This window comes from Streptomyces sp. NPDC043996 (assembly GCF_056435225.1).
This window is the reverse complement of the sequence record NZ_JBWKEY010000006.1, coordinates 163,736-188,475: the sequence shown is the minus strand read 5'-3', so window position 1 is coordinate 188,475 and position 24,740 is coordinate 163,736. Positions and strand designations below refer to the sequence as shown.

General features: G+C 71.6%; 21 protein-coding genes (1 of these 21 cut by a window edge). 10 read left to right on the top strand and 11 right to left on the bottom strand.

Going from position 1 to position 24,740, the window contains the following annotated elements:
- Nucleotides 1-221: 221 nt before the first annotated feature.
- Both AC07A4_RS17845 and AC07A4_RS17840 read right to left on the bottom strand, forming a co-directional pair.
- Nucleotides 222-1,472 (bottom strand): MFS transporter, encoded by a 1,251-nt coding sequence (locus tag AC07A4_RS17845; protein ID WP_478599270.1) that lies wholly within the window; start codon nucleotides 1,470-1,472, stop codon nucleotides 222-224.
- 150 nt (nucleotides 1,473-1,622) lie between these two features.
- A complete protein-coding gene (locus AC07A4_RS17840) occupies nucleotides 1,623-2,741 on the bottom strand; it encodes a hypothetical protein (protein WP_478599267.1) in 1,119 nt (372 codons plus the stop codon).
- A 211-nt stretch (nucleotides 2,742-2,952) separates the two neighbouring features.
- Between AC07A4_RS17840 and AC07A4_RS17835 the strand changes: the two genes are divergently transcribed.
- A complete protein-coding gene (locus AC07A4_RS17835) occupies nucleotides 2,953-3,618 on the top strand; it encodes a pyridoxamine 5'-phosphate oxidase family protein (protein WP_478599264.1) in 666 nt (221 codons plus the stop codon).
- Between the two features lie 90 nt (nucleotides 3,619-3,708).
- Here the strand turns inward: AC07A4_RS17835 and AC07A4_RS17830 are convergent, their stop codons facing one another.
- Nucleotides 3,709-7,455, bottom strand: coding sequence for an nSTAND1 domain-containing NTPase (locus AC07A4_RS17830; protein ID WP_478599261.1), 3,747 nt, complete (start codon nucleotides 7,453-7,455; stop codon nucleotides 3,709-3,711).
- A 345-nt stretch (nucleotides 7,456-7,800) separates the two neighbouring features.
- On the opposite strand from AC07A4_RS17830, the gene AC07A4_RS17825 reads away from it, so the two are divergent.
- Nucleotides 7,801-7,959 (top strand): hypothetical protein, encoded by a 159-nt coding sequence (locus AC07A4_RS17825; protein ID WP_478599258.1) that lies wholly within the window; start codon nucleotides 7,801-7,803, stop codon nucleotides 7,957-7,959.
- Nucleotides 7,960-8,125: 166 nt separating this feature from the next.
- On the opposite strand, the gene AC07A4_RS17820 is transcribed toward AC07A4_RS17825, so the two are convergent.
- Nucleotides 8,126-8,473, bottom strand: coding sequence for a DoxX family protein (locus AC07A4_RS17820; protein WP_478599255.1), 348 nt, complete (start codon nucleotides 8,471-8,473; stop codon nucleotides 8,126-8,128).
- A 361-nt stretch (nucleotides 8,474-8,834) separates the two neighbouring features.
- Here AC07A4_RS17820 and AC07A4_RS17815 point away from each other — a divergent pair, with 361 nt between their 5' ends.
- Nucleotides 8,835-9,884, top strand: coding sequence for a PLL family lectin (locus AC07A4_RS17815; RefSeq protein WP_478599252.1), 1,050 nt, complete (start codon nucleotides 8,835-8,837; stop codon nucleotides 9,882-9,884).
- Nucleotides 9,885-10,188: 304 nt separating this feature from the next.
- Here AC07A4_RS17815 and AC07A4_RS17810 read toward each other — a convergent pair whose 3' ends face one another.
- On the bottom strand, nucleotides 10,189-10,677 hold the full coding sequence (locus AC07A4_RS17810) for a hypothetical protein (RefSeq protein WP_478599249.1): 489 nt from the start codon (nucleotides 10,675-10,677) through the stop codon (nucleotides 10,189-10,191).
- Between the two features lie 174 nt (nucleotides 10,678-10,851).
- The gene (locus AC07A4_RS17805) at nucleotides 10,852-11,139 is read right to left on the bottom strand and encodes a hypothetical protein (protein ID WP_478599246.1); all 288 of its coding nucleotides are present in this window, start codon (nucleotides 11,137-11,139) and stop codon (nucleotides 10,852-10,854) included.
- A gap of 270 nt (nucleotides 11,140-11,409) precedes the next feature.
- Between AC07A4_RS17805 and AC07A4_RS17800 the strand changes: the two genes are divergently transcribed.
- The gene (locus tag AC07A4_RS17800) at nucleotides 11,410-11,991 is read left to right on the top strand and encodes a CAP domain-containing protein (RefSeq protein WP_478599244.1); all 582 of its coding nucleotides are present in this window, start codon (nucleotides 11,410-11,412) and stop codon (nucleotides 11,989-11,991) included.
- Between the two features lie 76 nt (nucleotides 11,992-12,067).
- Here AC07A4_RS17800 and AC07A4_RS17795 read toward each other — a convergent pair whose 3' ends face one another.
- Nucleotides 12,068-13,588: an alpha/beta hydrolase gene (locus tag AC07A4_RS17795; protein WP_478599241.1), complete on the bottom strand. Its 1,521-nt coding sequence runs from the start codon at nucleotides 13,586-13,588 to the stop codon at nucleotides 12,068-12,070.
- Nucleotides 13,589-13,746: 158 nt separating this feature from the next.
- Nucleotides 13,747-13,905 (bottom strand): hypothetical protein, encoded by a 159-nt coding sequence (locus AC07A4_RS17790; protein ID WP_478599238.1) that lies wholly within the window; start codon nucleotides 13,903-13,905, stop codon nucleotides 13,747-13,749.
- Between the two features lie 396 nt (nucleotides 13,906-14,301).
- Between AC07A4_RS17790 and AC07A4_RS17785 the strand changes: the two genes are divergently transcribed.
- A complete protein-coding gene (locus AC07A4_RS17785; RefSeq protein ID WP_478599235.1) occupies nucleotides 14,302-14,607 on the top strand; it encodes a hypothetical protein in 306 nt (101 codons plus the stop codon).
- 29 nt (nucleotides 14,608-14,636) lie between these two features.
- Here AC07A4_RS17785 and AC07A4_RS17780 read toward each other — a convergent pair whose 3' ends face one another.
- Both AC07A4_RS17780 and AC07A4_RS17775 read right to left on the bottom strand, forming a co-directional pair.
- Nucleotides 14,637-16,028 (bottom strand): sensor histidine kinase, encoded by a 1,392-nt coding sequence (locus AC07A4_RS17780; RefSeq protein ID WP_478599232.1) that lies wholly within the window; start codon nucleotides 16,026-16,028, stop codon nucleotides 14,637-14,639.
- Nucleotides 16,025-16,723, bottom strand: coding sequence for a response regulator transcription factor (locus tag AC07A4_RS17775; protein ID WP_478599229.1), 699 nt, complete (start codon nucleotides 16,721-16,723; stop codon nucleotides 16,025-16,027). The genes AC07A4_RS17780 and AC07A4_RS17775 overlap by 4 nt, the downstream gene beginning before the upstream one ends.
- Before the next feature lie 276 nt (nucleotides 16,724-16,999).
- Here AC07A4_RS17775 and AC07A4_RS17770 point away from each other — a divergent pair, with 276 nt between their 5' ends.
- The 5 genes from AC07A4_RS17770 (at nucleotide 17,000) to AC07A4_RS17750 (ending at nucleotide 20,924) form a co-directional block, all read left to right on the top strand.
- A complete protein-coding gene (locus tag AC07A4_RS17770) occupies nucleotides 17,000-17,239 on the top strand; it encodes a hypothetical protein (RefSeq protein WP_478599226.1) in 240 nt (79 codons plus the stop codon).
- A 115-nt stretch (nucleotides 17,240-17,354) separates the two neighbouring features.
- Nucleotides 17,355-17,915: a MauE/DoxX family redox-associated membrane protein gene (locus tag AC07A4_RS17765; protein WP_478599223.1), complete on the top strand. Its 561-nt coding sequence runs from the start codon at nucleotides 17,355-17,357 to the stop codon at nucleotides 17,913-17,915.
- Between the two features lie 14 nt (nucleotides 17,916-17,929).
- Entirely contained in the window at nucleotides 17,930-18,472 is a 543-nt protein-coding gene (locus AC07A4_RS17760; RefSeq protein WP_478599220.1) for a TlpA family protein disulfide reductase, read from the top strand.
- Nucleotides 18,473-18,552: 80 nt separating this feature from the next.
- Complete coding sequence (locus tag AC07A4_RS17755; RefSeq protein ID WP_478599217.1) at nucleotides 18,553-20,385, top strand: ABC transporter ATP-binding protein; 1,833 nt, start codon at nucleotides 18,553-18,555, stop codon at nucleotides 20,383-20,385.
- Entirely contained in the window at nucleotides 20,382-20,924 is a 543-nt protein-coding gene (locus AC07A4_RS17750; protein ID WP_478599214.1) for a S26 family signal peptidase, read from the top strand. The genes AC07A4_RS17755 and AC07A4_RS17750 overlap by 4 nt, the downstream gene beginning before the upstream one ends.
- Before the next feature lie 21 nt (nucleotides 20,925-20,945).
- Here the strand turns inward: AC07A4_RS17750 and AC07A4_RS17745 are convergent, their stop codons facing one another.
- Nucleotides 20,946-24,740 carry the final stretch of a non-ribosomal peptide synthase/polyketide synthase gene (locus AC07A4_RS17745; RefSeq protein WP_478599211.1) on the bottom strand. 23,823 nt of this gene lie beyond the right edge of the window, so only the last 3,795 of its 27,618 coding nucleotides appear in the window; the start codon falls outside the window, past its right edge — the gene reads right to left on this strand; its stop codon occupies nucleotides 20,946-20,948.

Here is a 24,740-nt window from a genome sequence, read left to right as displayed (position 1 = left end):
CAGGCGAGTTGGAGGCACGTCTGTCTGCTGGCCGCGGTGTGCTGTCGGTCCCGCACGCCGAGACGGCCAGCATTCCCGCGGTCACGACGGCGGCCGCGGCCGCGTACCGCCGTCCATGTCCCTTTTCTCCCTGTGGGCTCATTTCCGTGCTCTCCCATCGATCGTGCGACGCGAAGAGGTAGAGCGCTCCGGCATCCGTGTCGGTTGCCTCACGGCCTTGGTCATCCCGTCACTTCCGCGGCGACGCCCGGCTGCGGCCGGGTCCGCACGCCCCAGCGGGCGAGAGCCGGGCCCGCGGCGCCCAGCGCCGCGAAGAACCCCGCCAGCAGCAGCCAGCCCACTGTGCCGAGGCCGAGCACGACCGTGGTGAGGAGCGCGGGCGCGAGAGCCTGGCCCGCGCTGAAGCCGAGGCCGAGGAGACCTTGGTACTGGCCCTGGGCGTGGTCGGGAGCGAGACCGAAGCCCAGGGCGAAGGCCGCCGAGGACTCCCAGACCTCTGCCAGGCTGTGGACGAAGATCGCTGCCAGGAGCAGTCCCGCTGCCGCCCAGACGGGGGTGTGCGCCGCCAGCGCCATCATCGGGCAGCTGACGAGGAAGAGCAGCCCCGCGGCGCGGAAGGCCCTGCCGCCGTCGTGCGGGGTTTCGATACGGGAGCCGATCTTGGTCTGCGTCAGTACGCAGAAGGCGGCGTTGACGGCGAACAGCGCGGCCACCGTCCAGCGCGGCGTATCGGCGTGTTCGGAGATCCAGATCGGCAGGAGCAGGGAGACCACCGGATACTGCAGTCCCATGGCCCCGTAGAGGACGGTGAACGTCAGGAACGGGCGGTCCGCGAAGGCGAGCCAGCGACGCTGCCGCGGCGGTGCCGCCAGCACCGGATAGCGGGGCAGCAGGAGCAGAAGGACCGCGCACAGGGCGAAGCTCGCCGCGTTGCCGAGGATCAGCGCGACATAGGCGCCACGGGTGTTCACGGCCAGCGCCAGCCCGGCACCCACCGTTCCGAGGATGACGCCCAGATTGACGAAGGTGCGCAACTTCGCCCGGAACAGGGCCGGGTGCTCATCCCCGACCCGGACCACCAGAGCGCCCCAGGCCGCCCCGCCGACCGCCGCGGCGATCTGGTCGACCGTCGCGACGATCGTGAGCGCGGCCCAGCTCTCGACGAGGACGAGGGCCGCCATCGACATCGCCTGGACCGCGAGGGCCAGCATCATGATCATCCGCGCCCCGCGCCGGTCGGCGAGATGCCCTCCGGGCACCCTCGCGCACAGGCCGATCACTCCGGCGATGGTGAGCGCGGCGCCGACCTGCCCCGCAGGCAGGCCCACGATGAGGGTGAAATACAGCGCCGACGCCGCATTGAACAGACCGTTGCCCACCCTGTTCACGAAGCTGGCGGCGATCAGCGCGCGCTCCGGCCCGCTGACCCCCGCCATCCGGCGTATTCGGCCCGCCAGGCTGCCCTTGAGCATGAACGGCAGGCTAGCAGCGACCGCGGAACCCGCCGCGGTCGTACAGAACGTGCCATCCCATCACCCCACACTGACCCGGCTTTCCCGGACCGGAAGTGCGATCCACGATCGGTGGGCAGTACGCCTGCTCCGTTGCGGGTGCTGGGGCGGTCAGAGGAAGTGGCGGGCGAACACATCGGGCTTGCCGTTGGTGTCGCCGGGGACGATGTCGTCGGCCGTGGACTGGAAGACCACGTCGCGCCCGCCCGCGCTGACCGAGTCGACCCCGGCCGTGGCGGGCTGGTCGGAGACGGTCTCGTCGGCGCCCGTCTGGAGGTCGCGCAGGACGAGCGACGGGCCGCTCGTGTCGTTCGGCGTGTACAGCAGATAGCGGCCGGTGGGGTCGATGGCCACGCCCTTTACGTCCGGCACCAGTTGGGCGTCGCCGGAGCTGACGTCGTGGACGTAGGTGTCGGAGCCCGAGAGGTAGACGGCCTTGCTGCCGTCGTCGCTGAGCTGGACGAGTGCGGCCGCCTTGGCAGGGCCCTCGATCGGGCCGGAGGCGGTGCCGCTGGTCCGGTCCCACACGAAGACGTCCTCCGCCTTGCCGTCCTGGTAGGCGACATAGCGGCCGTCGCCGCTGATGGACGGCCTGGACGACTGGGTGTGGCCGAGGTCGGCGACGATCTGCTTGGCGCCGGTGTTCCAGTCCTGGACCTCGACGCGCTGGCCGGTCAGCGGCGGGTTGAAGAGGGTGGCATGGGCGGTGTAGCGGCCGTCCGCGCTCAGCGACGGCTGGTTGCAGCTGTGAGACGAGCAGTTGACGGAGGCCGTCGCTCCCGTACTCACCTGATACTGGCGGATCCGCACGTTGCGCACCCACTGCACCGGATAGGCGATGTACGCCCCGTCACCGCTGATCGCCGGGGGCTGGAGCGGAGTCAGGGCCCCCATCCGCTTGATGTGCCGCGTCTGCTGGTCGCGGACGTACACCCTGTCGCCCGCCTCCGTGCCGTCAGGTATGAGGTTGTTCGCCGACGACGAGAAGACGACGTGGCGGCCGTCAGGTGTGATCGAGGCACCGGCGGACTTGTCGTCGGCCTGGGTGCCGTCGGCCGCGACACTGATCCTCTCGACACCGGCACCACGGGCGTCCTCCCCGCCCGCCGAGGCCATGGTCTCTGCCGAGGCGACTCCCGGCAGCACCGCCGTGACCGCGCAGACCGCGACCGCCACGCCCAGGGCGGCCCGCACCCGTCTGATGGCGCTCCGGTTCGTGTTTCCCCGCATATTCCCCCCAGTTAGGACACAGCCTCTCCCCCAGTTCCCCGCTGGAGGACCACATGCATGGAACCGCGATGGCCTTGTGGGGTCAAGGGGGCCCCGTGGGGCCGACGGAGGACGTCGTCGCGCATGCGGCGAGACCTCCCGCGTCGCTGGTTCACCGCTGTCATGCAGGTCCGGGGGTCGTCTTCTAGGGCCGTCTTCTAGGGTCGTCCTCATGATGATCGATACGGAGACCACCAGCCCACTCTTCGACGCCCTCCGGGCAGACGCCCTCACCAGCCCGGATCAGCTGCGCGAGCTCTATGCGCAGCCGAACGCGAACGCGCTCCGCAAGGAGATCGACCACCTGACAGAACAGACGCGCGCGCTGATCGGCTGCTCCTCCCTGGTGTTCATCGGCAGCGCCGACGCCGAGGGCAGGGCGGACGTGACGCCGCGCGGCGGCCCGCCCGGCTTCGTGTCCGTGCTGGACGAGCGGACCCTGGTGATACCGGACGCGACCGGCAACAAGCGACTCGACACCCTGCACAACGTGCTGCGGACCGGACAGGTCGGCCTGCTCTTCCTCATACCCGGCCGCCCGACCACACTGCGTGTCAACGGCCGCGCCTGCGTCTCAGCCCGCCCGGAGCTCCTTGCGCAGCTCACGCCCGTCGGCAAGCCGCCGGTATCCGCGCTGGTCGTGAGCGTCGACCAGGTCTACCCCCACTGCCCCAAATCCCTGATGCGCGCCCATGCGTGGCAGCCGGAGGAGTGGGTGCCCGCCGACGCGCAGCCCGCCAGCGCCGAGGTGACGCTGGCCCAGCTGAACCTGCCGGGCCTGACGGTCGAGCAGATCGAGGAGATCGAGCGGGAGTCGCTGCGCCTGCGGTACGAGTGAACCGGACTGAGCCCCTCCACCGCAGCCCCGCGCGGGCCCGGTGTTCGCGGCGAGTGATCAGCGGACGGTTGCCGGGGCGCTAGCGGCGGTTCAGCAGGTGTCGCGGTAACGGACGTCTTGCAGATAGGTGGCCCAGTCAGCCCGAGACAGGCCGGATCCGGCACGTCGGCACACCGTCTTGGCCACGGTCTCGGGGTTGATGTCGTGCCGTTGGAGGCGCACATGCCGTCCGGTGGCGTACAGCGTGTGGCCGTCAGGGGTGAAGGCCAAGGAGGTGATGCCGTCACCGGGGGTGGGAAGGGAGGTGCCGAGCAGCTGCCGTGACGGTACGTCCCAGAGGTGGAGGGTGCCGGCGTCACCGGCGACCGCGAGCAGCTGGCTGTCGGCGGAGAAGGCCAGGGCGGTCAGCGTTTCGTGGCTGCCGTTCCTGGGCGTGGAGGAGAGGCCGGGCAGTACGCCGAGCTGCTTGCGTGCGTCGCTGTCCCACAAGGTGACGCCGCCCCTCACATCACCCACGGCCAGGAAGGTTCCGTCGGGGCTGAAGGCGAGCGCGGCCGACTCGTTGGCGGCCAGGTCCTGTCGTGTCACTCGCCCCGAGGGCAGTTCAACGATGTCGCCTCCCTCGGATATCAGCTTCTTCCCGTCGCCTCGCGCCGTGAGCCGACTGTCGGAGTAGTCGCCTGACAGCGTGAGCGTCTTCAGCCGCTTCCCCGTCCCGATGTCCCAGAACTCCAGGGAGGGCTCCGCGCGAGTGCGAAATACGATCAAGGTGCGGCTGTCGGCGGAGAACGTCATCCAGCTCAGATCCTCAGCGGGTACGTTCAGACGGGCCTGCGCGCGGCCCGTCCGGGCGTCCCCGACGGTGATCCGTGCGGGCGGAACGTCAGAACCCAGCGGCTCCTCCGGGAGCTGGAGGTGGGCGGCATAGCGGCTGTCCTGGCTGAACACGACATGGTCGTGGCAGTCTGAGGACCGTTTCGGGCAAGGGTTGCCGATGCCTGGGCCGCGGCTGCGACCAGAGCGCACGTCGGCCAAGTCGAGGACCAGAGTGCCGCCGTGTTTCCGGACGGCGGCCAGGGTGCGTCCATCCGGGCTCAACCGGGCTTTCATGAGCGGCCGTTGCCGCCAATCACCACTGACCGCCTGCCCCAGGCTGAGCGTACGGACGAGGGTCCCCCCACCGTCGACGTACCGGATGGAGCGGCTCGCGATGTCGAGCGTCAGTTGCCTGGGCTGTTCGTTGACCAGTGGATAGCGGAAGACCGGGGTGCCGGGTGCCGAGAAGCGCCACAAGCGGATCTCGTCGTCGGCCACGGTAGCGACGAACTCGCCGTCCACGCTGATGCGCAGGGCCTTGGTGAGAGGGGTCTTGATCCGGGCGAGCGGTCTGCCGGAGGCCAGGTCCCACAGCCGAACGCCGGCGCGTGTGGACAAGATCATCTTGCGGCCGTCGGGGGTGAACGCGACGTGTCCGTCACCGCACGTGGCCTTGATTCTCATACGGAGCCTGCGCTGCGTGCGGATGTCCCACATCTCTGGTTGGCGTTGCTCCCGGCAGATGGCCAGTCGGCTGTCGTCCGGGCTGAGGGCCATGTTCAGCAGAGGCGCTTGGCCGTCACGGTCGGTCAGGCGCAGGAGCGTACGGCGGCTGCGGACGTCCCACACCCGCGTGACGGCGTCGCCAGCCGTCCCTTCGGGCTCTGTCCCGCTCGCATCGGCGGCCACCGCGCCCGCGGTGGCGCCGTCGGCAGTCACCAGTAGGTGTCCGGACGGGCTGAAGTCCCACGTCGACGGCTCGACGCCGGGCAGAGTGCCCCTGACGCGTCCGGCTCGGACATCCCACAGCCGCACACCGTCCCCGACGCTCATGGCCAGGGTGCGGCCGTCAGCGCTGAGACGTCCTTCGTCGAGCGTGCCCTGTTTCCCCATGCCGCGATAGGTGTGGGCCAGGCGGCCAGTAGCGACATCCCACACCCGGATCCGCCCGCTCGCGACGGACACGAGCCGACGACCGGCCGCGGTCAGATGGTGGTCCGGCCGCACGGGGCCGGGCGGCGGGATGCGGAACACATCCTGCTCCTTCTGCGCCATGGCCCCCAAGAGCGCGGCCCGAGTCTCCCTGGTGTCCGCGAGTTTCCAGGCGGCCACGCTCAGCCGCATGGCCTTGACGGGGTCGGAGGCACGCATGCTGGTGGCGACGGCGGCGATGCGGCGGGCCTCCGCTTCCCGGTGCTGACGGCCGCTGACGCGGTTCTGCTGCCAGGCGATGGCACCGGCCGCCAGGGCCAGGACCAGCAGGGTGGCCAGGGCGCTGAGCAGCCGACGGCGCCGACGGTGTTCGCGGGTGTGGGCGCTACGGCTGACGGTCACGAACGATCGCTCTAGTCCGGTGAGTTGGTCCGGGTCGGCCAGGAGTTCCGCCGCCGCGGCCAGGCGCGTGCCGCGGTACAGGGCGCCCGGGTCCCGCGCCGACTCGTCCCAGGCGCGCGCCGCTTCGGTCAGGCGCCGTTGGGTCCGCAGCCGCTCGCGTTCCTCCTCGATCCAGCCCCGCAGCCTGGGCCATGCGGTGATGAGCGCCTCGTGCGCCAGGTCGACGGTGTCGCCGTCGAGGGTGATCAGCCGCGCGGCCGCGAGGTCGGCCAGCACGAGGGCGGCACCATCGGGGCCGGTGAGGTCAAGCTCCGCGCGGTCGACGGGGCGTCGGGTGTCCTGGGTGCCATCGCCGGGGGCGATCAGCCGCAAGAGGACGCGGCGCGCGTGCGCGGCCTGGTCGGAGGTCATCCGCGTGTACAGGTCCTCGGCCGTCTGGGCGATGGCGCCCCGGATGCCGCCCGATTGTTCGTACGCCTCCACCGTCAGGGTACGGCCGTGGCGGCGGCGCCAGGTTTCCAGCAGGGCGTGCGAGAGCAGCGGCAGGCTCCCGGGCTCGCCCTCGACCTCCGCGATGAGGCGGGCGGTCAGAACGCGTTCCACGATCAAGCCCTCCCCCTGGGCGGGCTTGACGATCGCCGCGCGCAGTTCGCCAGGGCCCATGGGCCCGACCGGAAGGCTCGACTCCCGTATGGCCGTGGCAAGGTCGGGGTGTGCCAGGCAGTGCGCGTAGAAGTCGGCACGTACGCCGAGGACGACGCGCAACCGGCTGTCGGGCTCGGTCGCCGTCAGCAGCAGATCCAAGAAGGCGGCTCGCTCCCGCGCGTCCTGGCAGAGCGTGAAGACCTCCTCGAGCTGGTCGACGACCAGCCAGGTGTCGCCCTCGCCGGAGGCCGGAACGCAAGCCTTCGCATGGGTGCGGGCCGGGGACGCGCCCGGCGTGAGGATCCGGATGGCCGCCGGGCGCGTCCCGCCTTCGCCATCGCGCAGCCGTGGGATGAGCCCGGCCCGCAACAGCGACGACTTGCCGCTGCCGGAGGGGCCCACCACCACCATGAGGCGATGCTTCGCCGCCTTGGCCATCAGATGCCCGGTCAGCGCTTCGCGTCCGAAGAACAATTCCGCGTCGTCCACGTCGTACCGGGACAGCCCGCGATAGGGCGCCCGCGAGTCGTCGCCGCGCGGGTCGGGCGCCTGCGCGGCCTGCTCCCCGGCGGCGGTCTGCCAGCGCTGCTCCCACTCCCGCTCGTCGCCGCCCAACGCGCGGACGTACGCCAGGGCCAGCGGCAAGGACGGCAGCTTCTGCCCCGACGCGGCCCGCGACAGCATCGCCGCGGAGAACCCGGCCTTGAGCGCCATGTCCCGGTACGGGATCCCGCCCGCCTCCTGGCGCAACGCGCGCAACGCGAACGCGAAGCGCTCGACCGGCCCCACTGAGGGATCAACCGGCTTCTCCTTGCGCCCCATACCGCCCCCCGACACCCACACGCTGATCAGCGACAGCCTATGAACGCCCCTCGCGCGGCAACAATCAGCGGCCCGGCCAGACGCTGGGCCCTTTCGGCCACAGCCCGGCTTGATTCACACCACGGAAGGGGGCTGTGCAACAACGCGACGGCCGCTGAACTCGATGCCGTGCCGCCGACCACGGCCTGCTGAACGGAACATCGCGCCGACCGCGGGGCGCCGACCGCCGGATGAAGTGGTTCCGCTACGTGTACGACCGCGTAGCCGGATGAACCTCCTCCTTCGGCTCCCCTCCAGAGTCTGCCGGGATCCACTCGGCGGACGCGACCCGGAAGGATCCCCTCCATGACACGACTCAAGCGGAACGCCGCGGCCCCGGCCGCCGTGGGCAGTCTGGCCTCCGGCCTGAGCGCCCTGGCGGCAACGCCGACCCAAGCGGCCTCCCCGGCGGTGACCTGCTCGGGGTGGGACTACGCAACGTCGACCACGGCTCCGGCACGCTGACACGGGGCGCCCACATGAAGGTGGGGACCTACGCCCCACCGAACTGATCCGAGCCTGAAGCGGCAGCGCTCAGCGGGGTGGCACGGGGGTGTATCCCGCTGAACCTTGTCCGGCCTCGTCGCGCTCGGCAGCCACACAGCCGAGCGCGGCGAGGCTTGACCCGTGCTCAGGCGGCGTAGCCGAGCGCGAGGGTGGCCACGACCGGCGCCAGGTACAGCACCGGGAAGGCGACGGTCTTGTACGAGCGGGCCCGCAGCACCGTGATGACCGCGCCGCCGAAGTACAGCACCAGGCCGATCCCGGCCGCCACGCCGATCGCGGGCACCGCCAGGCCGACGAGGAGACCGACCGCTCCGGCGGCCTTGGCCAGGCCGAGCAGGGTCCACCACGACCGCGGAACGCCGTACTGGGCCAGCGGCTCCGTGACGAACGCGGCCTTGCGCAGCAGCGAGAAGCCGGAGAAGCCGACCCAGGCGGCGGTGAGCACGGTGACGACGACAGCGGTGGCGGACATGGGGACTCCTCAGGGACAGCCGGACCGGTACGGGTCCGGAGGATCAGGTGCTTGCGGTGACGGCCCGCCAGCGTCGCTGGCGTCGCCGTCATGGGTCTGACGCGCCAGCGCCCGAGAATGTGACAGGCCGAGGACGCGGCACGTCCGCGCCCCGGTCGTCGCCATGGCGCTCACCGCAGGCTCGCCTCCCGTGGCCGGACGCGATCCTCGCGGGCCGCGCCCGCACACGGGGCGCAAGAGTCCCTTTCCGGACTGAAAGCACTTCTCAGACATTCTCGGGCGCACGGGGATCCATAGGCGAGGCGCGGTGGCTACTGTCCTGGGCGGCACGTTCCATCCCGCATCGAGCAGGGAGGTTCCCGTGGCACCTTCGACAACGCCTGGCTATGCCTGGAAGGACGGCTTCGGCCTCGGCGGAGGCATCGTCGACGACCCCGCCGTGGCGCCCAACGCCGACGACCGCCTTCAGGTCTTCGTCCGGGGCGGCGGCAGCGACCTCTACACCAAGTGGCAGGTCGCGGACTGGACTTGGTCGAAGGACTGGTATCCGTACCCCAACACGGCGGGCACGGTCGACGGCAGCCCCGTCGCTCTGCGCGGCCCCAGCGGGCGCGTGCACGTCTTCTGGCGCGGCCCGGACAACAGCATCTGGCACCTGCGCCAGCAGGTCATCAACGGCGGCTGGGCCGCCCCCGAGAGGATCGCCTCAGGAGCGGCCAGCGACCCGGCGGCCGCGCTGAACGCGGACGGGCGGATCTCCGTCTTCTACAACGGCACCGACGCCACCCTGTGGCACGTCGACCAACTCCAGGTGGACTACGCGGGCTTCAACCAGCCCGACAGTCTCGGCGGGGGCACTGGCGCCCACAACAAGCTGGCCCCCACCGTGGCCCGCAACGGCGAGGGACGCCTGGAGGTCTTCGTCCACGGGCACGCCGACGAGGTGTGGGGCATCGCGCAGAAGGCCGCCGACGCCACCACCAGCTGGACCTCGTACTTCATCGTCTCGGCGCGCAACGCCGGGATCACCGGGAGTCCGTTCGCCGTCACCGACGCGGACCAGCGCGTCCGGGTGTTCTGGCGCGCGGGCACCACCGGCTATCACGCGGCCCAGCAGGCCGGATACAGCACCTGGCAGTCGCCGCAGCCGCTGTCGGGGAAGATCGTCGAGACGCCGACCGCGATCCTCGCGATGGACGGCCGCCTGGAGGTCTTCGTCATCGCCAACGACCGCGCTCTCTACGTCACCGAGCAGCAGCGGCCCAACGAGGACACCTTCACCCAGGTCGACCGCATCGGCGGCAACCTCCCCGGACTGCCCGTCCCGGCCAGGTTCCACGACAACCGCGTCCTGGTCGCGCACCGCGGCTCCGACGACGCCTTCTGGGCCTTCCAGCAAGACCGGGCCTGACCCCGCGCCGGGCGGCAGCCCGGCCGGGACATCACACCGCACGCCCTGTGGTGTGTCCCGTCCAAACTCGGCGTCAGCATCTACAGCAAGGGCGCCTGGCACGGCGTGAGCCCCCGCAACGTCCCCGACAACGGCGACGGCCTCGCCGAGAAGCTCGACCTGGGAACCCGGAAGGTGCTCATCGGCCGCATGAAGAAGGCCGGGCCCGCCGCCCGCCGCACCCGGCGCCGGCGGCGGGCCCGCTCGTCACGGCGTGCCCCGTACCAGCCAGCTGACGCACCGTCCGTGAGCCGCCCGAACAGGCCTAGGTGCTCGGGCGTTCGGCGAGTGGGGCAACGCCGAGGTCCGCGCGCATCAGCTCGCGCATCTCGGCGGCTGCTCGGGCGCGCGCCTCCCAGAGCGCGTGGTCCTCCGGGCTGCTGACAGCAGTGCCGTCGATGTAGCTGTCGCGGATGCGTCGCAGGCAGTGGAACACACCGTCGGAGGCCGCGACGACGGGCTCCGGCGCGATGAGCCACATCCTCTCGGAAGCGCTGGCGATGCCCGATTCCCGGAAGGCTTCGCGCAGGGCGAGCGCGCGCTCGTCGCGGGAAGGGTGCTCGCGCCCGGCCAAGGCCCGCAGGGTCTCACCGAGGGTCTTCACGGTGGTGGTGTACTGCGTGTAGATGTCGAGCCGCAGCCGAAGGGCTTCTTGGGCGGCTTCGCGCTTCCACCGGTTTCGGTCCGCGATGAGCGGGGCGACGATGCCGATCGCGGCACCGGCCAGGGTAGAGAGCAGGGGTAACCAAACCATGCGGGCCAGCTTGCGTGATGCCGTGGCGGCGGCACCAGGTGTCTTCGGGGCCGGACTTGCGCCACCTCTACGGCGTGCTTCCGGCGGCCCCGGGAACCCGCCCCCTGCCTCGCCCCACCGCGCCGGGCTCCGCATGGCCCACTACCCGTCACGCATCATCCCGCCGCACCGGCCTCACTGCCCTGAGATCCTCGCACGCAACCGGTCCAGTTCGCCGCCGATGGCATCTCGCAGCACATCGTGCTGCGGGCCGAGCCTGAACCGCTCCTCACTCCACCGATCCCGCGGATAGCCCCACACCGGCTCGCCCACCAAGTCGGCCGGTTCCCACTCGAACCGGTACCCAGGCAGGAACTGAACGTCGCCGATCACCGCGAAGCCGGACTCCAGCCGCCGCAGCACCGTGGGGTTCTCACCCCGCAGAGCAGCCCCGATCCGGTCCGTCCGCCAGCCGTCAGTCATGACCCGAACCTACCCGCAGGCGATCAAGTCCCCGTCACCATGCTGCCGGACATCCGGAGAAGAAGGTGGAAGTGGAAAGAGCGCGGCGGCACCTGGCTGGGCTCGGCGGGCGGCGGATTGCCGCTTCCGTCACCAATCGGGAGGCATACGTGCGCGACGTGCTCGCGCCGCTACGGGTGGACACCGGCCTGCGCGGCAGTCGGCGCGGGCTCGGTTCGGCTCGACGGGTGACTCGGAGCAACCTTGTGACATCCCTGCCGTTGGCGGGATATGACACCTTCGCTCCACGGGCGACACGCCGCGCGCGTCGCCCTCGCCGCGTGTGCCCTGACGACCGTGCTCGCCTCCATCGCTCCGCTCGCTACCGCCGCACCCGCGACCACCGTGTCGGCCGCGGCGGCCGACACGGCCGCGGTGGAGAAGGCCGGGGACTTCCCGGACGTGGATTTCATCGTGTGTGAGGTGAACAAGGAACGCGCGGTGAACGGCCTGGCCCCCCTCGCCATCTCCGACCGGGCTTCGGGTGTGGCCAACCGCCATGCCGAGGACATGTTCAGGATGAAGAGGCTCACCAGTGTGGGGAGTGACGGTCGCACCCTGCGCGACCGCCTCAACGACGCCGCCCTCTACTCCTCGAACATCGCGGAGTTCATGTTCAACGGCTACAAGCACAACGGCTACTTCGCGGACATGGCCACCGACAACGCGCCGACCAACTCCTTCTACCGGGCGCTGATGTCCCCTGACATCGTCGCCCTCGGCATGGGCTACTCGAACCTCTACTCGGACGTCATCCTTCTCGGCCAGCACCGTCGGCTGAACCCGCGCCCTGCCAGTTGCACCACTTCGTAGCGCCCGGGGATCGGCAGGGGCAGGCGGGCGCGGTTGGCTGTGGCGGGACGCCCGGTCGCGGTGCCCGCCAGCCCGTTCACCCTCGCGTCACGATGTCCCGGAGGCGGGCCAGGTCCCGGTCGGTGACGCCGGAGGGCCGCAGGACGGCGTGCCAGCCGTCCACGTACCCGGCCCGGTAGGTGTGGCCGTGCCCGTCGGGCACCCCGGTGGCGAACGGGAGGTCGGCCGTGACCTGCCAGAACGTCACGAACGGGACCCAGAACATGGTTTCGAGGACATCGTCGCCGGGCGCTTCGCCGATCCAGTCCGGCTCGTCGTACATCAGGTGCGGGCCCCACCAGACGATCGGGTCGGAGGCGTGCAGGAGGTACAGCACGCGCGGACCCGCCCACGGCGCGTCCGGCGGCGGGATGTCGGCTTCCGGGTCGGTGGCGAAGCGGACGGTGCGCCCCCGCTCGTAGACGGGGCGGATCTCGGGGCTGCCCGCCTCCCGCTCGTCGCTGAACCGCCGGAAGAGCGTGTTGAAGTGGGGCGGGCCCGCGAAGAGCGCGCCCGCGGTGCGGTTGCGCAGGTCGTACTCCCCGCTGAACGCGGTCTCGGCGCCGAAGGACCCGAGGCTCTCGCCCGCCACGTACAGCCGTGGGCGGGCGTCGGGGGGCAGTTTCGACCAGGCGTCGTAGACGGCGTCGAAGAGCTCGCGGCCCGCCTCGCGGGCCTTGGACTGGTCGACGAGGTACGACATCCACGACGGCAGGTAGGAGTACTGGAGCGCCACGCTCGCGCAGTCGCCGCCGGTGAGGTACTCGAAGCTGTCCACCGCGGCGGGATCGACCCAGCCGCTGCCGGTCGTCGTCATGACGAGGAGGCTGTGGCGCTGGAATCCCCCGGCGCGGCGCAGGTCGGCGACCGCCCGGGCGGCCCGGGACTCGGTGTCGTCCGCGGTCTCGAGCCCGGCGTAGGAGCGGACGGGCTCTCGTGCGGGCCGGCGGGTGAACCGCTCGATCTCGACGGCCGAAGGGCCTCCGGCCGTGAACGTGCGCCCGTTCCTGCCCAGCGAGTCCCACGGCACGACCGAACCGGGGCCGCCCGAGCGCAGGCCGGACACCGGTCGGCGTACCCCTTCCTCGGTCTGCGTGTCGCGCAGCGAGAAGGCCTGGTTCGCCGCGGCGACCACACCGTCGATGAGCAGACCGCTGAGGACGAGGACGGACGCGACGGCCACGAGGATCACACCGACCGCCTTCGCCGCCCGCTCCCCGATCCACCGCCGAAGGAGGCGAGCCACCCAGCGGTAGGCCCGACGCACTCCCCTGGCGGCCATCAGGATGATCCAGAAGAACACGAACGCGACCAAGGGCAAGAGGATCGTCTGGAGCGGGCTGTAGTCCGTCACGTCCAGCAACCGGCGGATCCGGTGCTGCCAGTACTGGCCGAGCGCGAACGCGCCGCCGAGCAGGACGGGCCCCGCGACGAGGAACGCCCGCCAGGACCCGCGCCGCGCGGGGAGCGGGTCCTGGCGATCGGCGAAGGCCCGCCAGATCCACGCGGCGGTCACCCCGAGCCCGTACCCGATCGACGCGAGGATCCCGGTGATCACCCCTTGCAGGACTCCGCCGCGCGGGAGGAGCGAGGGGGTGAAGGAGAGACACCCCAGGAGCAGTGCGCCCCAGGCTCCGGGCAGGGTGGCGTGCCACGCCGTTCGCCACCAGGCGGCCCCGGGTGACGGCGCGTGGGGTGCCGTCGGCGGTTCCTGGTTCACGGGCCCGCTACGAGTGCCGACGCCAGCATCTCGGCCTCGGTGGGCCTCCGCTCGGGGGCGGTCTCCGCCTCGGCCCGCTCGGCGGCGCCCAGGCCGGACCCGGCGTGCCCGGTTCCTCGTGCCGCGGGTCCGGCGGATGGCGTCGACGGTTCCATGGGCGTGGGCTCCCTGGCCTCGGGGCGTACACGGCGATGCTAAGGTCGCGCCCTCGCGGCCGCATCCGGGTCCGTTGGCGCGGCGGGCTTCCCGCTCATGTGGCCAGGTCGAGCCATTCCCCGACGGCCAGCACGCGTGCGCGCGGAACTCGCTCTCCGGGTCAGTGACCTCGACGTAGCCCGCGATCTTGTCCGGCTGCTCCGTCTCGTAGTGCATGGGCACCGCGTACCGGGGGGGGCGGCCTGCCTCGGGTCCATCGCGGCGGGCAGCGGGCTCGGCGGCCGCAGGTGCGGCGCGTCGACCACCGCGCCGTTGGCGGGCGGGAACACCGCGTCGAAGGGGCTGAACCGGCGCGCGACGAGCCACCAGTAGCCGTGGAACATCGTGTCGCCGCCGTGGAAGACGCTCTGCCCGTCGGCCTGCACCACCCAGTTCACCTGCGGATCGCCGAGACCGTCGACGGCGGGAACCGCGGTGACGCGGAACGGCCCGACGTCGCGGGTGGACCAGGCCTCCACGGTCTCGGCGGCCAGCTGGTGCTGGGCCAACTCGCGCTCGGCCAGGAGCGTCGTCACCTTGTCCACGTCGTCACCGTGACCGGGCGCCGGTCGCGGCACCGGCGCCCCGGAGCCAGGACGTCCGCGGGCGCGGGCGCGTCGGTGTGGTCCCTGTGCGGGTGGGTGACCAGTGCCGATCACTGACCAAGCCCCCGGCAGTGCCTGAGCCCGGCTCAGCCCTCTCTCATGCCGGATGTGGGGAGGGTGAGGAGGACGCGGGTGCCGTGGTCGCTGTCGCCGATGGTGAGTGTGCCGTGGTGGAGGGTGGCGACGTGTTGGGCGATGGCCAGGCCGAGGCCGGCGCCGCCGGTGTGGTGGCTGCGTGCTTCGTCGAGGCGCGTGAAGTAGCCAAGGACGCGGGCCCGGTCCTCGGCCGGGATGCCGGGCCCGTCGTCACCGACGTCCAGCAGGACCGTTCCCGCACCCGCGTCGTGGGTGAGGGACACGATGATGTGCGCGGCGGCATAGCGCTCGGCGTTGTCGAGCAGGTTGCCAAGGACCCGCGCCAGCAGAGAGGCGTGCCCCCGGACCGGCACGGGGCCCTGGCCTCCGGTGGCCGTCAGGGTGAGGTGGCGGGGAAGGCTGCGGCGGGCGCATTCCTGCCGTACCAGAAGTGCCAGGTCCAGCGGCTGCCCGGAGTCGTACAGCGTCGCGCGCGGATCAAGGCGCGCGAGCATCAGCAGGTCGTCCATGAGCTGCTGCAGGCGGTGCGCGTCTCCCAGCGCTCGTTCGACGACCCGCGGCCAGTCGGCGCTCTGGGGCTGGGCCAGGGAGATCTCCAGTTCTGCCCGCAGGGCCGCGAGGGGGGTGCGCAGTTCGTGGGAGGCGTTCGCGGTGAAGCGTCGCTGCTGTTCCACTGAACTCTGCAGCCGCTCCAGCGTGTTGTTCATGGTCACGGCCAGTCGGCTGATCTCGTTGTTCCGCCGCGGTACGGGGACGCGCTGGTCGAGGCGGTGGGTGCTCAGCTCCGTGAACTGCCGCCGGATGGCCTCCATGGGCCGCAGGGTGCGTCCGGCGACGCACCAGGCGCCCGCGGCGGTGAGCAGGACAAGGCCCGCCGCGACGGCGACGCTCCAGCGCGCCATGGCGTCCAGCTCGGCCTGCTCCTTCTTCAGGTCGTTCACGGTGACGAGCCGGTGGGGCGAGGGAAGGGGATCCTCCGGGTAGACGAGGCGCAGGCTCCGGTGCTCGCCGACCCCGTCACGCAGCTCCGGCCACAGCCAGAGAGACAACGCGCCCTGATCCGTGGAGCCGTCCTCGATGACGCTGTGGACGAGGCCGTCGCCCGTCCGGCGCGTCTCTGGTTTCCCAGGGACGCAGTACTGCCGTATCCCCGCGGGCAGATTGGCCGCGTTCGACTGGACGCCCCGGGCGAAGGTGGTGGTGACATCGGCCCGGAGAACGGTCGATTCCATGGCCTGCTCAAGGAGGTAGCGGCGCCAGAAGTCCGTGGCCAGGAAAGCACCGGCCGCGAGCGGGAGCGACACGAGCAGGGCGGACAGCAGCGCCGCCTTGGCCCGCATGCTGAGCGTCGGCAGGACCCGGATCCGGCCAAGACGCCTCATGGGACGACTGGTTCGGCCGGTTCAGCCGGTTCGGCTTCGAGCCGGTATCCGGCGCCGCGGACGGTGTGGATCGTACGCCGCCGGAACGGGGCGTCCATCTTGCGGCGCAGGGAGCTGACATACACCTCCACGACGTTGACATCTCCGTCGAAGCTGCCCCATACGTGTTCCAGGACCTCGGTCTTGGACACCACTTCCCCGCGGCGGCTGGCCAGGTACCACAGCACGGCGAACTCCCGCATGGTGAGCGGGACCGGGACCTGCCCGCGGTGACAGCGGCGGGCGGCCGGGTCCACCCGCAAGTCCCCCACTTCGATGGCCACCGGCCGCTCCCGCTGCCCCCGACGCACCAAGGCGCGCAGCCGCGCCACCAAGGCCACGTACGAGAACGGCTTGGTGACGTAGTCGTCCGCCCCGGTGTCGAGCCCCTCCGCCTCGTCGTACTCCCCGTCCCGGGCGGTGAGCATCAGCACCGGGACCCAGATCGCGGCCTCCCGCATCCGCGCGCAGACCCGCAGCCCGTTCATCCCCGGCAGCATGATGTCCAGGACGACCACGTCGTAGTCGTTCTCCTGCACGAGTTCCAGGGCCCGTGCCCCGTTCTCGGTGCAGTCGACGACGAAGCCCTCACCCCGCAGACCGCGCCGGAGCAACTCCAGCAGCCGTGGATCGTCCTCCGCGACCAGTATCCGCATGCGCTCAGTATCGGGGAAACCACCTGAAGCCACGCTGAGAGAGGACTCAAGCGACGCCAAGGCACGCCAGGGGACGCCAAAGCACGCCAAGGGACGCCTTCCTGAAAGACCCTCAGGATTCCTCAGCTTCGCCACAGCGCGGTACTGCCACTGTTCCGAGACGAACCCGGCGGCAGGGCACCCGCCGCAGGCCGACCATCGGCGACCCAGCCGGACCCTGCCTCCCTCAACCCACGGGCGCAGGCCATGCACAAGTCCCACCTCAAGGAGGGTGACATGCGCGAACAACTGGAGCGGCTGGGAAGCCGACTCCTCGACCGGCTCGTCCCGGCGCTGGAGGCTTCGGCGGCCGGCAACGAGTGCAAGATCTGCATCCGCTGTGTGAAGGGCACCAGCGGCTGCGGCTCCACCGACAACAGGTGGTGGCAGCAGCGGCTCGAGTGCAGCGACGGGACCACCCCGTGGCGCTTCGACCGGTGCGGCTACTGCACCCCCGGCCACTACCAGTGCGTCTGACGCGAAGCGAGCACGATCATCCACGCCGTGCGGCGGCCTCGCCGCCGCACGGCCCCGCCAGCGGTGCCGCTCGGCGAACCGGGGCCGGGCGGCGCCACGAACCGCAGGAGGAGCAGTGGAGTACCTGGCCGCCGGAGTGCGCGGGATGATCGGTGTTCTCTTCCTGATGTCGGTGGTCGGCAAGGTCGCGACCCGGTCCGCGTGGGGCGCCTTCGTGGCGACGGTCGGCGACATGCGCATCGTTCCCCGGACGCTCGTCCGGCCGACGGCGTGGCTGGTGACGGTCGTCGAGGGCGTCACCTGTCTGCTGGTCTGTCTGCCGCTGGCCGCGGCCGCGGTGGCCGGGCTCACCCTCGCGGCCGGACTGCTGGCCGTGCTCACCTGCGGCATCGGCCTGGCGCTGCGCCGGGGTGCGCGCAGCCCTTGTCACTGCTTCGGCCGGTCCACGACACCTCTGGGAGTCCCGCACATGGTGCGCAACGCCGTGCTCAGCGCGCTGGCCGGTGTCAGTGCCGTGGTCATCGCGGCACCCGCGGACCCGCATCCGGGCGCGGTGGTCCTCGCGGTAGCGGCAGGTGCGACCGTCGGCCTCCTGGTCGCTTCGCTGGACGACGTCCTCGCCCTTCTCCGGCCCGATCGCCACCCCGCGGAAAGCGTGGTGCGCGGCCTTCGTTGAACCAAGGAGTTGCCATGCCCGTTCTGAGCGCGGCCGTGATCCTCGTCGGGGCACTGTGTGCCGTGGATCTGCTCCTCACCTTGGGGGTGATCAAGCGGCTCCGCGAGCAGAGCAGACTGCTCGCCGACGCCGGCCGTCCCGCTGGACGCATCGCGGTGGGCACACGTGTCGACGCCTTCGAAACGTCGACGGTCGAAGGGGAGCAGCTCGTGCCCGCGCTGTTGCCCGACCGGACGCTCGTCGCGTTCCTGTCCCCCGGCTGCGAGCCGTGCAGGGACAAGCTCCCGGCGTTCGTGGAGTACGCACGACGGCACCCCGGTGGCCGCCCGGCGGTGCTGGTCGCCGTGATCGGCTCCCCCGAACAGTCGGCCGACTTCGTGTCCGCGCTCGGAGCGGTGGCCCAGGTGGTGGTGGAAGACCACGACGGCGCGTTGAGCACCGCGTTCCAGACGCGGACCTACCCCACCGTCCTGAGCGTCGAGAGGGACGGGAACGGCGAGCTGGTGGTGGCGGACAATCAGGTACGGCTTGACCGGCCGACGGCTGTGCCGGCATGAGCCGACCCCGGCGGTCCGCCCGTGCGACGGGGGCGGACCCGGCGGCCGCGGTGCCGCCGCGCCCAGGCGTGTTGCGGCCCTTGCGCAACACCGCCCTGGTCAGTGCCGTCGCTCTCAAGGCAGCCCCCTGGTGCCTGGTCGCCTACGTACTGCTCACCCTCGTCACGGCGGCGCTCCCCGTGGCGACGGCCTGGCTGACCAAGCTGGCCCTTGACGGCCTGATGGACGGCGGCACCTCGCGGACGGCGCTCATCGGCCTGGCCGCGGGCCTGGCCGCGGTGGGAGTGACGGCCGGTCTCGTGCCGCAGGCCATCGGCTATGTGCGGGCGGAGCTGGACCGGGCCGTGGGGCTGCTGGCGCAGGAGAGGCTCTTCACCGCCGTCAACGCCTTCGTGGGTCTTGAGCGGTTCGAGAGCCCTCACTTCCTGGACCGGCTGCGCCTGGCCCAGCACGCCAGCGTCGCGGCGCCCAGCCAGGTGGTCTCCGGGTCCCTGAGTCTCGCTCAGGCCGCCCTCACCATCAGTGGCTTCGTGGGGTCGCTGTATCTGCTCAGCCCGGTGATGACCGGCCTTGTCCTGGCGGCGGGCGCACCGGCGCTCGCGGCGGAGATCGCCCTGTCCAGGCGCCGTGCCCAGATGTCCTGGGACGTCGGCCCCACGGAGCGGCGCGAGGCCTTCTACGGCGGACTCCTCGCCAGCGTGGAAGCCGCCAAGGAGGTGCGCCTGTACGGAATCGGCGCTCTTCTCCAGGGCAGGATGCTCGCGGACCGGCGCGCCACCAACGCCGTGCGCCGCGCGCTCGACCGGCGCGAGGTCCTCGTCCAGTCCGGTCTCGCGCTGTTCGCCGCGCTCGTCTCCGGGGGCGGCCTGATCTGGGCGGTCACCGCCGCCCATGCCGGACGGCTGTCCGTGGGAAACATCACGATCTTCGTCGCGGCGGTGGCCGGAGTGCAGAGCTCCCTGGCCGCCGCCGCGGGGCACCTGGCGAGCACCCACGAGGCCCTGTCGCTGTTCGACCACTATCGCGAGGTGGTCACGGCGGGGCCCGACCTGCCGGTGCCCTCCGCGCCGCGCCCGGCGCCCCCGCTGCGGCGGGGCATCGAATTCCGCGACGTGTGGTTCCGCTACTCCGAGGGCCATCCCTGGGTCCTGCGCGGCGTCAGCCTCTCCCTCCCGCACGGGAAGGCACTGGCCCTGATCGGCCTCAACGGTTCCGGCAAGTCCACCCTGGTGAAACTGCTCTGCAGGTTCTACGACCCCACGCGGGGCGCCATCCTCTGGGACGGCGTGGACCTGCGCGACCTGGACCCGGCGACGCTGCGCCTACGGATCGGCGCCGTCTTCCAGGACTACATGGCGTACGACATGACGGCCACGGAGAACATCGGCCTCGGCGACCCCGAGGCGTTGCGGGCGCCGGAGCGGATCCGGGTGGCCGCCCAGCGCGCGGGCATGCACGAGAAGCTCTCCGCGCTGCCGGTCGGCTACGACACCCTGCTCTCCCGGAAGTGGCTGATGAAGTCCGGCCACGACGACGATCCCGCGGTCGGTGTCACGCTCTCGGGCGGCCAGTGGCAACGCCTCGCCCTGGCGCGGGCGTTCCTGCGGAACTCCCGGGACCTGATGATCCTCGACGAGCCGTCCGCCGGTCTTGACGCGGAAGCGGAGTACGAGATCCACACCTCCCTGCGGCGGTTCCGCGGTCACCGGACCAGCCTGCTGATCTCGCACCGCCTCGGTTCCGTACGCGACGCCGACGTCATCGCGGTGCTTGCCGGGGGAAGCCTCGTCGAACAGGGAGACCACCGCTCCCTGATGGCGTCCGGCGGTGTGTACGCGCGGCTCTTCGCCCTACAGGCCACCGGCTACCAGTCGGTGGAGGACCGTGCCGCCCTGGCCGAGGAGGTGCGATGAGCGCGCCAGCACCCGCACCCGCACCCGCAGCCTCAAAAGGCGGCCCGACCGTGACGGCCCGCCCGGACATCCGGCGCGCCCTTGGGTACGCCCTGCCTCTCGGTCTCCTCACCTTCGCCCTGCTCCGGAGGTGCCTCGTCCGCGTCACGGTGCGGGGCGCGAGCATGGAGCCGTCCCTCCACGACGGGGACCGGGTACTCGTACTGCGTCGACACCGCCTTTCCGTGGGGCAGGTCGTGGTGGTGGAAAGACCGCCGCAGGGGCCCCGAAGGGCCGCACTCGCCCGGTGTTCCACGGCGGGTCCCGCGCCCCTCTCCGCACGGCACTGGCTCATCAAGCGGGTGGCCGCTGTCCCCGGCGACCCGGTGCTGCCGGTCGGGCCCGCCGGCACGCACCGGGTTTCGGGCGGCACCGTTCCTCCGGGGAGTCTCGTTCTCCTGGGCGACAACGCGGCAGTGAGCTACGACTCGCGGCAGGCCGGGTACTTCCCCGCCGATCGCGTACTGGGCACCGTGCTCCGCAGAACCCCACGCCCCTAGGCTCGCCGCCTCCCACGGCTGTCAGTTGACGTGGCCGCGTGTTCTCAGGTGGTGCCAGAAGCTGCGGATCATGTGGGGGGTGATGTCGGGGATGGTGAGGCCGAGTTGGTGGAGCGTGTGGAGCGTGTGGAGGGTGTGGTCGTTGCGGTAGGGCGGGTGGGACGGGTGGTCGGTGGTGTCTTCGAGGGTGTCGTGGAGGTGCTGGAAGGCGTCGAGGTAGGGCAGGAAGGGCAGGTCGTCTCCGGCCTGGCCTGCTTCTCGGAGGCGGTGCAGCCAGGTGCCGAGTGCTACTGGTTGTGACGGGGTGGCGCGCTGCTGGTCGAGGATCCGCAGGAACGTGTCAGGGCTGGTGGGGTGCGGGTGGTGGAGGTGGTACGTGGCGGTGTGGTGGTGGCCGTCGAGGGCGAGGGTGATCAGGGCGCGGGCGGTGGTGTCGGCGGGCAGCAGGTCGGTGCTCAGCAGGGTGGTGCGGGGGTGGCAGCCGAGGGCGGCGCAGGTGGTCAGGAGGCGGCAGAACAGGTCGTCGGAATTGATGGCGCCGTTCTCGGTGTCGGCCCAGATGCGGCCGAGCCGGTAGACGCGGGCGCTCGCGCCGCGGGCGATGGCGTTGTGGACCATGAGGTCGGCGACCCATTTGCTGGCGGTGTAGCCGTCGGTGGCCGGGTGCTGGGCGTCGGTGGTGGGGGTGTCCTCGGTGTGTGGCTGGTCGGTGCTGGTGGGGCCGAGGATGCCCAGGGTGGAGAGGTGGTGGAGGCGTTTGGGCCGGCCCTGGGCGGCGAGGTGGAGCAGGGTGCGGGTGCCGTCGACGTTGGCCGCTTTGAGGCGTTCGTAGGGGGCCAGGTGGTGTACGTGGGCGCCCGCGTGGACGAGGGTGTCGAGGCTGTCGCACAGCTGCCGCCAGCGGGCCGCGTCGAGGCCGAGGCGGGGCCGGGCCAGGTCGCCGGGCACGATGTGCACCCGTCGCAGGGCGGCGGCGTCGATGGTGATGCCGTAGGAGGCGAGGACGGCGTTGAGGCGGGTGTGTCCGGCCCCCAGCGATGGTGTGCGGAGCAGGCAGTGGATGTCGGCGTCGGTCTGGGTGAGCAGTTCGCGCAGCAGGAAGGCGCCGACGAACCCGGTGGCGCCGGTGAGCAGCACCCGCCGCGGCGGTGCGCTGAAGCCCGGAGGGCTGGGGAACCGCAGGGCGGGGTCGAGGCGCGCCTCTGAGGCCGGTACCAGGGCGGGGGCGCCGGCCGGAGGGCCGTCGGCGGTGTTCGCCATGAACCCAGCCAGGCTGGCGGGGGTGGGATTGCCGAAGAAGTCCCGTACCCGCACGCGCACCCCGAGTTCGGTCTCCACCCGGGCCAGCAGGCGCACGACCAGCAGCGAAGAGCCGCCCCGGACGAAGAAGTCGTCCTCGGCGCCGACCCGCTCCACCCCGAGGACCTCCGCGAACAGCGCACACAGCGCCTCCGCGGCCGCGGTGCGCGGGGCCCGGTACACGCCGGTGCTGACGGCGGAGTCCGGGGCGGGCAGGGCGGCGCGGTCCAGCTTGCCGTTGGGATTCAGGGGGAGCTTGTCGAGGGGCACGAACGCCGACGGGACCATGAAGTCGGGCAGCTTGCCGGACACGTACGCGCGCACGGCCTGGACATCGACGGCCTCCCCCACCAGGTACGCCACCAACTGCCTTCCGGCAGGCGTGTCCCGGGCGACGACGGCCGCCTGCCCGACGTCGCGGTGTGTACTGAGGGTGGCCTCGATCTCACCGGGTTCGACGCGGAAACCGCGGATCTTGATCTGGGTGTCGGCGCGACCGGCGTACTCCAGGTGTCCCCCGCGGTTCCAGCGGGCGAGGTCGCCGGTGCGGTACATGCGCGAGCCGGGCGGGCCGTAGGGGTCGGCGACGAAGCGCTCGGCGGTCAGCCCGGGGCAGGCGTGGTAGCCGCGGGCGACCGGCCCCGCGAGGTACAACTCGCCCACGGCACCCGGGGGAAGAGGCGTCAGCCAGGGGCTGAGGACGTAGGCGCGCAGGTTCGGCAGCGGGGTGCCAATGGGGATGCCGCTGGTCGCCGTCCCGTCGTCGGTGAAGGTGGTGGCGTAGAACGTCTCCGTGGGGCCGTAGCCGTTGGCCACGCGGACGTCCCCGAACGCCTCCCGGGTGCGGTCGGCCAGCGCGGCTGGCAGGGCTTCCCCCGCGAAGACCACGGTGCCGACGGAGATGGTGTGGGTGATCTGGTCGAGGAGTTCGGCGAAGACGGAGGGGACGGTGCTGAGGTGGGTGCCGGTCCAGGTGTCGCGTTCGGCCAGCTCCAGGACGTCCTGGACCAGGTCGAGGGTGCCGCCCCGGCACAGGGTGGCGAAGATCTCGAAGACGGAGACATCGAAATTGACGGAGGTCGCGGCCAGCACCCGCGAGCCCGCGGTGATGCCGGTGCGGTCGGCGAGATGACGCACGGCGTTGGTGAGGGTGGTGTGCTCCAGGAGGACGCCCTTGGGCGTGCCGGTGGAGCCGGAGGTGTACATCACATACGCCAAGCGGCCCGCCGCGTCGCGGCGGGACAGGTCGGTCGCGGGGTGCGCCGCCAGGTCGAGGGTGTCCAGGAGGAGGCGAGTGCCGGTGGCGGGGAGCAGGTCCGCCGTCGCCGTGTCGGTGAGGACGAGGGCTGGGGCGGCGTCGCCCAGGATGAAGTCCAGGCGGGCGCTGGGGTAGGTGCGATCGATGGGCAGATAGGCGGCGCCTGTCTTGAGGACCGCGAGCAGGGCCACGATCAGGTCGGGGGTGCGCGGCAGCGCGACGGCGACCACGGTCTCTGGGCCCGCACCACGGGACAGCAGTTCCCGGGCGAGGCGGTTGGCACGTACGTTGACGTCGTCGTACGACAGGCAGTCGCCGTCACAGACCAGTGCGGTCGCCTCCGGTGTGGCCGCGGCCTGACGTTCGAAGAGGCCCGCGATGGTCGCCTCGGGAACGGCTGTGGTCGCACCCGCACCGCTCAACTCGCCCAGCAGGCGCTCCCGTTCGGACGGGTCCAGGACGTCCACCGAGGTGACCGGCTCCTCGGGTGCCGCGACCACCTGCCGCAGCACTCGCGCGAACCGCTCCGCGAGGGCGGCCGCCGTGTCACGGTCGAACAGGTCGGTGGCGTACTCGATCAGGCCCCGTATCTGGCGGCCATCGGTGCCGTCGACGGCCGCCAGGTTGAAGAGGAGGTCGAATTTCGCGGTGTGGGTGTTCGTGGGGAGGGCGGTGGCGACCAGGCCGGGGAGGGTCAGGGCCGCTTGGTCGAGGTTCTGCCAGGCGAGCATGGTCTGGAAGAGGGGGTGGTGGGCGGTGGAGCGTTGGGGGTTGAGGAGTTCCACCAGGCGTTCGAAGGGGGCGTCTTGGTGGTCGTAGGCGGTCAGGGCCTTGTCCCGGACGCGGTGGAGCAGGTCGGTGAAGGCGGGGCGGCCGCTGAGGTCGGCGCGGAGCACCCAGGTGTTGACGAAGAACCCGATCTGGTGGTCGAGGGCGGTGTCGGTGCGGCCTGCGATGGGGGTGCCGAGCGGGATGTCGTCTCCGGCGCCCAGCTGGTGCAGGAGGACGGCGAGGGCCGCCTGCATGACCATGGAGACCGTCGCCTCGTGCTCGCGTGCGAGGTCTTCGATGGCGTGCAGGAGTCCGGAGGTGAGGGTGAAGCCGACCTGGTCGCCGTGGTAGCTGGCGAGGGGCGGGCGGGGCCGGTCGGTGGGCAGGGCCAGGGGCTGGGGGACGCCCGCCAGTTCCGTCTTCCAGTACGCGGACTGGCGTGCGAGCAGGCTGTCCGGGTCGTCCGGGTCGCCGAGCAACTGGTGTTG

Bases quoted from the DNA above. Each gene is read 5' to 3' on its own strand.
- AC07A4_RS17845 (WP_478599270.1), bottom strand. From the start codon at position 1,472: ATGCTCAAGGGCAGCCTGGCGGGCCGAATACGCCGGATGGCGGGGGTC.
- AC07A4_RS17840 (WP_478599267.1), bottom strand. From the start codon at position 2,741: ATGCGGGGAAACACGAACCGGAGCGCCATCAGACGGGTGCGGGCCGCC.
- AC07A4_RS17835 (WP_478599264.1), top strand. From the start codon at position 2,953: ATGATGATCGATACGGAGACCACCAGCCCACTCTTCGACGCCCTCCGG.
- AC07A4_RS17830 (WP_478599261.1), bottom strand. From the start codon at position 7,455: ATGGGGCGCAAGGAGAAGCCGGTTGATCCCTCAGTGGGGCCGGTCGAG.
- AC07A4_RS17825 (WP_478599258.1), top strand. From the start codon at position 7,801: ATGACACGACTCAAGCGGAACGCCGCGGCCCCGGCCGCCGTGGGCAGT.
- AC07A4_RS17820 (WP_478599255.1), bottom strand. From the start codon at position 8,473: ATGTCCGCCACCGCTGTCGTCGTCACCGTGCTCACCGCCGCCTGGGTC.
- AC07A4_RS17810 (WP_478599249.1), bottom strand. From the start codon at position 10,677: ATGGTTTGGTTACCCCTGCTCTCTACCCTGGCCGGTGCCGCGATCGGC.
- AC07A4_RS17805 (WP_478599246.1), bottom strand. From the start codon at position 11,139: ATGACTGACGGCTGGCGGACGGACCGGATCGGGGCTGCTCTGCGGGGT.
- AC07A4_RS17800 (WP_478599244.1), top strand. From the start codon at position 11,410: ATGACACCTTCGCTCCACGGGCGACACGCCGCGCGCGTCGCCCTCGCC.
- AC07A4_RS17790 (WP_478599238.1), bottom strand. From the start codon at position 13,905: ATGGAACCGTCGACGCCATCCGCCGGACCCGCGGCACGAGGAACCGGG.
- AC07A4_RS17780 (WP_478599232.1), bottom strand. From the start codon at position 16,028: ATGAGGCGTCTTGGCCGGATCCGGGTCCTGCCGACGCTCAGCATGCGG.
- AC07A4_RS17775 (WP_478599229.1), bottom strand. From the start codon at position 16,723: ATGCGGATACTGGTCGCGGAGGACGATCCACGGCTGCTGGAGTTGCTC.
- AC07A4_RS17770 (WP_478599226.1), top strand. From the start codon at position 17,000: ATGCGCGAACAACTGGAGCGGCTGGGAAGCCGACTCCTCGACCGGCTC.
- AC07A4_RS17760 (WP_478599220.1), top strand. From the start codon at position 17,930: ATGCCCGTTCTGAGCGCGGCCGTGATCCTCGTCGGGGCACTGTGTGCC.
- AC07A4_RS17750 (WP_478599214.1), top strand. From the start codon at position 20,382: ATGAGCGCGCCAGCACCCGCACCCGCACCCGCAGCCTCAAAAGGCGGC.